Annotated in this window: 5 protein-coding genes; 3 read left to right on the forward strand and 2 right to left on the reverse strand. The window is 58.9% G+C overall.

The window, feature by feature from the left end:
- Nucleotides 1-3: 3 nt before the first annotated feature.
- On the reverse strand, nucleotides 4-519 hold the full coding sequence (locus MARLIPOL_RS02685; RefSeq protein ID WP_012136533.1) for a shikimate kinase: 516 nt from the start codon (nucleotides 517-519) through the stop codon (nucleotides 4-6).
- A gap of 71 nt (nucleotides 520-590) precedes the next feature.
- On the opposite strand from MARLIPOL_RS02685, the gene MARLIPOL_RS02690 reads away from it, so the two are divergent.
- The 3 genes from MARLIPOL_RS02690 to MARLIPOL_RS02700 all read left to right on the forward strand — a co-directional run bounded on the left by MARLIPOL_RS02690 (nucleotide 591) and on the right by MARLIPOL_RS02700 (nucleotide 4,848).
- On the forward strand, nucleotides 591-2,102 hold the full coding sequence (locus MARLIPOL_RS02690) for a hypothetical protein (RefSeq protein ID WP_012136534.1): 1,512 nt from the start codon (nucleotides 591-593) through the stop codon (nucleotides 2,100-2,102).
- Between the two features lie 211 nt (nucleotides 2,103-2,313).
- Nucleotides 2,314-3,855 carry a flavin-containing monooxygenase gene (locus MARLIPOL_RS02695; protein ID WP_012136535.1) on the forward strand — a complete coding sequence of 514 codons (1,542 nt, stop codon included), beginning with the start codon at nucleotides 2,314-2,316 and terminating at the stop codon, nucleotides 3,853-3,855.
- 84 nt (nucleotides 3,856-3,939) lie between these two features.
- Nucleotides 3,940-4,848, forward strand: coding sequence for a metal-dependent hydrolase (locus tag MARLIPOL_RS02700; RefSeq protein ID WP_012136536.1), 909 nt, complete (start codon nucleotides 3,940-3,942; stop codon nucleotides 4,846-4,848).
- A gap of 160 nt (nucleotides 4,849-5,008) precedes the next feature.
- Here the strand turns inward: MARLIPOL_RS02700 and MARLIPOL_RS02705 are convergent.
- A partial coding sequence (locus tag MARLIPOL_RS02705) for a DUF2339 domain-containing protein (RefSeq protein WP_456085425.1) occupies nucleotides 5,009-7,482 on the reverse strand: 2,474 nt, incomplete at its 5' end.

The raw sequence follows: 7,482 nt of genomic DNA on the forward strand, positions 1-7,482 counted from the left end.
GTCCTACTTTCCCAAAGCCTCGACCACCGCTTCGCAGACCGCATCCTGATCCCGACCGACACCGGAAACCGTGATGTCCGCGTGACGGCTATAAAGTTCAAAGCGCTCCTCAAACAGTTCTTTCAGGGACTGATCCGGCCGGCGCGAGATGCCGCGCAGGCTGTAATCCCCGATCCGCTTGATGACAAGGTCCAGGGGTATATCCAGAAACACCACCACGCCATTACCCTTGAGATGTTTCATCGCCTTTTCACTGTAGACGGCACTCCCCCCCGTGGAAATCACCTGCTGCTCCACATTCAGCAGGAGCAACACGTCTTCCTCGACAGCTCGCAACGCCTGGTATCCCTGGTTGTCCACTATGTCCTGCAGTGTGCAACCGGCGTGTTGCTGAATCAGCAGGTCGGTATCCACGAAGCCAAGCCCGAGGCGTTTGGCCAGCAAGACGCCCACGGTACTTTTACCGCTACCCGGCATGCCGGTCATGATGATATTTGTGGCGGGTATTCTGTTACTCATTATCGTCCTCCTGAAACTTCCACGCAGCCCCGGGGTCAATAGCGCTAGAGACACCCGAGGCAGCCAGGCAAATGCTCAAACTCTGTAGGCCGCACCAGGCGTTCAACTGCAACCTCCTGCCCCTGATACTTGTGGCCTGGGCACTTGGTGGCTGTGCCGGTCAACCAGCAACACCACCAGTGGCGCCCCTGACCAGCGAAGCCTGCACCACGGCCTGGCAGGATGTTGAGCGGCAACTGCAACAGGCCGGTATTCAGGATGCCCAGGGAGCCCAGATCCCCAATCGTCCTTATCTGCGGGTTAACCGGACGCTGGCCGACTTTAACCTCGCAGACCTTACACGTGCAGAACGCCACGACTGGTTACATCATGCACTAATCAACGGAGAGCGGGCGTTGCATGTCCGACTCGCCCGGCTAGAAAAACGTCATATGTTCGACCCCGGTTGGTTGATGCACTGCGCCAGACAACAGGTGGCAGTGCTGGCAACCGATTCGCGCCAGTGGGCAGACCTTGTTTCCAATGTGAAGGTGCCGGATGCCTATCTGGACTGGCGCCGCACCCTTGGCGCCTACCCTTTGATCCGTCCGGTACTGGCTTATCAGGTCCGCAGACTCCAGGCGTCACAGTTACGAATGTTTGGCGCACAGACTGACAAACCCGGGGTCCGTCAGTTTTCGCCAAAGCCACCGGAACCTGATCCGGCAGTTGTAACGTCCATTCTAATCCATGAACGCTCCCGGGACCGGCTGGGATTACCAGTGTTTTCACAGGACGGAACCGAAAAAATACTGGCGACTCATGCTCCCCATCTGGTCATGGCAACGGAAAAACCCTATGACCGGCCGGGAACGCCCCGATGGAAAGACGGCCGTTGGGTAATCGAACCACCCGCCCGGGCGTATACTCTGGTCACTCAGGTGCGCTGGCAGAACCAATGGCTACCGCAACTGGTCTATGTGTTCTGGTTCGATGAGCGTCCCAAGCCGCATCCCCTGGATATCTACGGTGGTCGGCTGGATGGGCTTATCTGGCGCGTCACGCTGGATGAAAACGGACAGGTCCTGATGTATGACAGCGTTCACCCCTGTGGCTGCTATCACCAATGGTATCCCCTGTCGGACCGTCTCCGGCTCAACCCCGACGCGGTGGGGGACGAAATCATGACAGTATTGCCTCTCAAAGCACCTGACAACCAGCAGGCCATGTCCCGCCCGATTGTTCACCTGGCCAGCGGTACCCATTACGTCGCCAATGTGAGTTTTTCGGCTTCACCGGATCCGAAAACAGATTCAACACCCTACGAACTGATTCACTATGACCGGCTCAGGGCGTTACCCGACAGTAAGGGCGTGTACCGCAGCCTGTTCCTGCCTAATGGCCTGGTCGCCGGCACAGAACGCCTGGAGCGATTCCTGCTCTGGGGCACCGGTGTACTCTCACCCGGAGCCATGCGCCAATGGGGGCACCACGCCACCGCGTTTATCGGCAAGCGTCATTTCGATGATCCGGACCTGCTCAACCGCTACTTCGAGCCTGTTCAAGTATCAGAACAAATACCAGGAGCCAGGCAAAGCAACTAGGCACATCACTCTCGTCCATATCAATTCACGCCACAACGGCCATTTCTCACCAGTAACTGGCCTTTTTTTGATCTGACGCAAACCCATCACCTCATCCCTCCCTCGTGTCCCAACGGGCATGCCCCATGGCCGTTTCTGAACCGAGAAACGCCACGATCCCCCCATACACTCGACCTCACACATGACAACATCAGCAAGAGGAGACCGGGTTATGGGTCAACAAAAAACACCCCACACCCCCAGCATCAAAAAGACCGAGGTCGTGATCGTCGGGGCCGGCTTCGGCGGCCTGTGCATGGCGATTAAACTCAAGGAAGCTGGCATCCACGATTTTGTGATGCTGGAAAAGGCGGACGACGTCGGCGGTACCTGGCGCGACAACACTTACCCGGGCTGTGCGTGCGATGTGCAATCACACCTGTACTCCTACTCCTTCGAGGGAAAACCCGACTGGAGCCAACGTTACGCGCCCTGGAATGAAATTCAGGGCTACATCCTGCATACCACCGACAAATACCAGATTCGCCCGCATGTCAGCTTCAACCAGGAGGTCATCGCCGCCGAATATGACGAAGACCGCGCGCGCTGGACGTTGACCACGGAAACCGGGGACAAGTTCGACTGCCATCACTGGGTACTGGCTTCCGGACCATTGCATGTACCTCAGTATCCGGACATCCCGGGCCTGGGCAGCTTCAAGGGCAAACTCTTTCATTCCGCCCGCTGGGACCATGACTACGATCTGAAGGGTAAAAAAGTGGTATCCATCGGCACCGGTGGCAGCGCGATCCAGTACTGTCCGGAGATCGCTCCGGAGGTGGAACACCTGACGGTCATGCAGCGCTCACCTGCCTGGATCATCCCCCGGGATGAGCGCAGCTACAACGGCCTTGAAAAGACGGTGTTCAAGCACGTCCCGGCTCTGAGGAAGCTGCACCGGGCCCGCCTTTACTGGTCCAACGAATCCCGGGTCTGGCCCATCTTCAACCCGGCGCTGGCCCGCAGCCTGCAGCATCTCACCAGGCTGTTTATTCGCTTGCAAGTCCGCGACCGGGACACCGCCCGCAAGCTTACCCCGGACTACACCATTGGCTGCAAGCGGGTGCTGATTTCCAACAAGTTCTACCCGATGTTCAACCGCAAAAACGTGTCACTGGTGACCGAACGCATCGACCAGGTTACCCCGAATGGCATTGTGACCAGCGACGGCGTCGAGCACCCGGCCGACTGCATCATTCTGGGGACCGGGTTCCAGGTGGACCCGCGCCTGTACATGAAAGACTTCACCCTCAAGGGCCGCAAAGGCCACACCCTCGGCAAGGACTGGAAAGACGGAGTGGAGGGCTACATGGGCACCATGGTCAGCGGCTACCCCAACATGTATCAGCTGGTTGGCCCCAACGCCGGTCTGGGCCACAACAGCATCATTTTCATGATCGAGGCCCAGGTGGATTACATCCTCAAATGCATGGAAGGCACCCGCCTGCGCTACGCGGACTACCTCGACGTCAAACCGGAAGCCCAGCAACGCTTCAACGAAAACGCCCAGAAGGCACTCAAAGGCACGGTCTGGGCCACTGGCTGTTCCAGCTGGTACCAGCAGGCCGATGGTAAAAACTTCGCTGTCTGGCCCTATTCCACCTGGAAGTTCTGGCTCTGGACCCGGCGGGTTCACGAGACCGACTTCGAGTTCGGCGTCGGCCGCAAAGTCCTGCCTTCCGAGCGGGTCCGGGAAGTCGCCGAAACCGAATAACCCCGAACCTTTAGGGCCGGCTCTGCTTCTGCGACCGGTCCTCTTTTTCTCTTCACGCATCACCGAACAGACGGAGACATCACCATGCAATCACCCGAAACCAGGAAAAGCCAGCTCCGCCCTACCCCCGAAAACGTCAGTATCAAGCCCCAACGCATGGGCTTCACGTTCAACAACAAGGTGCCCCGCTATTGGCTAGGGGGGAATCGCCTGATGAGCCACACCATGAATGCCATGTCGCTGCTTTTCCCCCAGGGCGAAACCTTCTTTGTTGATGCCGTCCGGCACTTCCGTGCATCGGTACAGGACCCCGTCCTGCAGAAGGAAATCTCCGGCTTTATCGGCCAGGAGGCCATGCACTCCCTGGAACACGTGGCCATGAACCAGCACGTCCACGACCAGGGCATGCCCACCGAGGAGATCGAAGCACACCTGAAGATTCTGCTGGATGCGGTTCGGGTGCTGCCAAAACGTCACCATCTGGCGATCACCTGCGCCCTGGAACACCTCACTGCCATGCTCGCCGACCTGCTGCTGGCACGGGATGATATCCGTGAAGATATGCACGAAACCATGCGTCCACTGTGGGTCTGGCACGCTGTGGAGGAGACCGAACACAAGGGTGTGGCGTTCAATGTTTACAAGGCGGTTGATGGCAGCAACTACATCGAGCGAACAGGGTGGCTGGTGATGAGTACCGCCATGCTGGCGGTGTTCACCACCTATGGCACCCTTCGCATGATGGCCCGCGACGGTCGCCCATCACTGACCGATACTGTTCAGGGGCTTTGGCGAATGTGGGGTATCAATGGGGCGTTCTCGAGTCTGACGGGCGAGTGGTTGCGCTATTTCAAGCCAGGGTTCCACCCCTGGGACCATGACAACAGTGAGCTTATTGACCAGTTCAAGCGCGCCGTGCAGGACAGCATCGCCCCGGAATTCCGTGACGGGAATCGGCGTAAAGCCACGATAAAGACAACAACCGCCCACTGATGGGTGGGTGCTCCGGTTCGAGAGGGCCGGAGCACCGAAAGTTGCCCACAGAATCTGTGGATAACTGTGTTAGCAACGCAAGGATAGGTACCTCAAAGCGCTTTAGAACGGGCGTTTCAGAAATATGACCGTAAATTGACCGCCCGCCACTCCCGAGCCCCTAACTGCGCTCGGGAGTACCCTGAGCTTTCCGGTAGAGCCACGCCAATCCCAGCAGGGCAAGCCCCAATCCCATAAAGGCAGCAACCCGCCACAGGCCTTGCAGTCCGGCCATGTCGATCAGGAAGATCTTGGCAATCACCAGCCCCAACAAAGCCATACCGGCCTTATACAGCGTCGTATGATTGCGTCCGGTGGCATAAATGATGGCAGCGATGGCGTACAGCATGCCCACAACGGAATAACTGTAAAGTTCACCCTCGGTGACGCCGAAGGACAATGCCATCTCGCTGCCCTGCCACAGTTGCCGGATCTCCAGGGCTGTGAATAACAGAAAGCTCGCTGCCGCCACGCACAGTGACCAGAACCTTGGCACCAGAGTCGGGAACCGGCTGGCAATCAGGGCCAGCAGCACCGGTCCACCGTAGGCAGGCAACAGGATATTGAAGATCGCCGTATCGCCAATGGCACTGCCACCCCACCAGGGATTGTGCACAGTGATCAGAGTGAGATAACTGAGACAGGAAAGGCCGAGCAGAATCCATGCAAACAGCCGGTAGAGCCAGGCCAGGGATTCACTGGCTTTGGCGCGAACCGTATAGGTCAGGCTGAGCCCACCCCAGAGCAGCGTGTTGATCGTCGCCTCGGTGAGGCTGTATTCATGGGCGAAGATATTGCCATCGTAGAGCCAGTAGCGCATTTCCGAGCCCAGGAATAACACCAGCAGGTGTAACGTCGCGCCTTCCAGCCAGGGACGGATACGGTGGTTCCGGCTTGCGATCCAGGTGGCCGCCGCCGCACAAAGTGTTGCGCCACCATAGGTCCACAGTGACCAGTGCACACTGGCATCGTAACTTTGCAACCACGGATTGAAGGTCAGCCGCGCCACCACCAGCGCCAGCGCTATCTTGAGCAGCAGGTACAGCTCCGGCATCTCATAGCGGCGCGCCAACCAGGTAAGACTGATGAACTGAACGGACAGCGCCAATGTGAGTGAGGCTTCGCGAAACACCATCACCGCCGCCAGCGAGTAACTGACGTGCGCGGCCAGGATGGCCCAGACCACCCCCGTACGATAGCGCTCACGACCTTCCATCAGCCAGGCCAGAGCACCGTACAAACCGCCAAGCAACAGTGTGCCAACGGCCCACATGGAGGAAGGGCCGTACCCATGCAACAGCAACCAGCCCAGAGTCAGCCACACCAACGGTGACAGCAGCGTGAGCGACGCCCAGCGGCGGCGATCCGGGTCACGCACCCAGTGCCACAGACCAAGCCCCATAGTCAGTATTGCGGCGACAATCAGGTAAGAGAGAAACCCGTCCTGATGCGCTACCGGCATCTGTTCCAGATACACACCATCGGCCACCTCACGAATCATATAGACCAACCACCCGGCGGCAGTGATCATCAACGCTCCCCAGGGCAGGTACCAGAATGCCCCGCGACTCTGGGGCACCAGTGCGGCTACCGGCAGGATAAGCAACCAACTCCAGAACAACGGACTGTCGGCGGGCTGATCAGCGATCGACAAGCCCCAGATGGCCAACAGCGCGAGCAACGTTTCCCGCAGGCGCGGCACGCCTGCCTGCAGGCTCCCCGCAAGGATTGCAAAGACCACGAAAAGGCCGGCGATATACCAGGCCGTCGGCGCTCCAACCGGCGCCGAGGACAGAGTGACCAGCCACCACAACAGCGCACCGGCCAGCGTGGCGAACCACAGCCAGTCACGAAAGACGTAACACATTAATAGCAGCGAACTGAGGGTAATCAGGAAACTGTACGACAGCACAAAGGCCACACTGCCGTCCTCACCCCCGAGCAGCAGAGGCACAAGATAGGCACCACTCAGCCCCATGATGGCCAGCAACGGGCCATGAACCAGGGCCAACACCATGGTGCCAAGGGAGACCGCTGCTAGCCCCACCAACCCGGCCAATGGGCTGATCAGCTCATAATGATGAACACCGGCAAGCAACGCGGCATACAGCGTAATACTGCCGCCGCCCGCCAGCGCGGCAAACACTTGATCCGCTCCCCGGTTGCGACGACGCAGGAACTCCGCGCCAACATGCAAGGCAAGACCGGTGAACACAGCGAGCAACAATTGCTGTACCGGCCCGATCAGCCCGGCACTGATGGAATGGCTGACCATGAAAATTCCGGCCAGGCCAACGCTCAGGCCACCAAGCCAGACCATCCAGTTATCTTTCAGGGCGGTGGTGATGCGGGAAACGCGGTCCGGCTCCGACTGTTCATGGTGCACCGCCGGCGAAGCTTGTTCGGTCCAATCACTGGATGTGGAATCAGCGGCCGCGATGTCTTGTGGGAATAGTGTTTGTTCAACGGGAATCGGCTCTTCGGGAGTATCGCGTTGTGACGCCGGTAACTCCTCCTCACGGGCCAGCTGGCGCTTCAGATGTGCCACCTCCTCCCGCAGACCGGATACCTCCCGCCATAGGAGGTCGAGCCGGG

Source organism: Marinobacter lipolyticus SM19 (assembly GCF_000397065.2).
Lineage (GTDB): Bacteria > Pseudomonadota > Gammaproteobacteria > Pseudomonadales > Oleiphilaceae > Marinobacter > Marinobacter lipolyticus.

Bases quoted from the DNA above. Each gene is read 5' to 3' on its own strand.
- MARLIPOL_RS02700 (WP_012136536.1), top strand. From the start codon at position 3,940: ATGCAATCACCCGAAACCAGGAAAAGCCAGCTCCGCCCTACCCCCGAA.
- MARLIPOL_RS02685 (WP_012136533.1), bottom strand. From the start codon at position 519: ATGAGTAACAGAATACCCGCCACAAATATCATCATGACCGGCATGCCG.
- MARLIPOL_RS02695 (WP_012136535.1), top strand. From the start codon at position 2,314: ATGGGTCAACAAAAAACACCCCACACCCCCAGCATCAAAAAGACCGAG.
- MARLIPOL_RS02690 (WP_012136534.1), top strand. From the start codon at position 591: ATGCTCAAACTCTGTAGGCCGCACCAGGCGTTCAACTGCAACCTCCTG.